The organism is Clostridium sartagoforme (genome assembly GCF_039521405.1).
GTDB lineage: Bacteria > Bacillota > Clostridia > Clostridiales > Clostridiaceae > Clostridium > Clostridium sartagoforme.
In genome coordinates this window covers 1-699 of the sequence record NZ_BAAACH010000052.1, presented here as the reverse complement: position 1 = coordinate 699, position 699 = coordinate 1, and the positions used below count along the sequence as shown (strand labels likewise).

General features: G+C 31.6%; 2 protein-coding genes. Both read right to left on the bottom strand.

Annotation, left to right across the window (positions count from 1 at the left end):
- Positions 1-350 (bottom strand): IS66 family insertion sequence element accessory protein TnpB (gene tnpB / locus ABDZ60_RS18635; protein ID WP_343780267.1); only part of this gene is annotated, 350 nt, incomplete at its 3' end.
- Positions 344-699 (bottom strand): IS66 family insertion sequence element accessory protein TnpA (tnpA, locus tag ABDZ60_RS18630; protein ID WP_343780265.1); only part of this gene is annotated, 356 nt, incomplete at its 5' end. The genes tnpB and tnpA, both read right to left, overlap by 7 nt.

Sequence of the window (699 nt, the reverse complement as noted above, 5' to 3'; positions counted from 1 at the left end):
ATACTAATATTTTTATGGGCTTTAGGTTGTTCTATAGATAAACCTTCTAATAACCATCTAAGTTCTCTAGCTGAAATATCTTTTACTCCTTCGGAGTCTTTCGGCCATTGAAATTTCATTTTTTCTACAAGTTTTTTGGTAAGCAATATAAATCCATCATTGTCCCATCTAAGAATCTTTATAGAATTTTTGCTTTTATTGCAAAATATAAATAAACATTTTGGAGTAAATGGATCTAGATTAAATTTTAGGCTGACCAGTGCTGAAAGACTATCAATCTGCTTTCTAAAATCCGTAGCGCCGCAGGCTATATGAATATGTTCCACACCATCAGCTATATTATTTAACATACCGAAACTAGAGCAGCTAAAACTTCTGCTATATCATCCCTTTTAATATTCTTAGATATTTCTAATTTAAAACCGTTGTAGTTTAAGGTAATTGAACCTCCGTTATCGATATTTTTCTTTTTAGGTTCTAATGATACCTCAGCCCATTCAACTGAATTATCTCCAACAAGTTCATTAGAGCTATTATTTAGTTTCCTGATCCAATAATAATATTGACTAGCACTAACATTATTTTCTCCACACCAAGCTTTTACATTTATTCCGCTTGCTTGGCAAGCTTTTATTCGTTCTGCCCATATTTGGGCTAAATTATTTTTCCTAGACATAAATAAAATACCCTCCACTATTT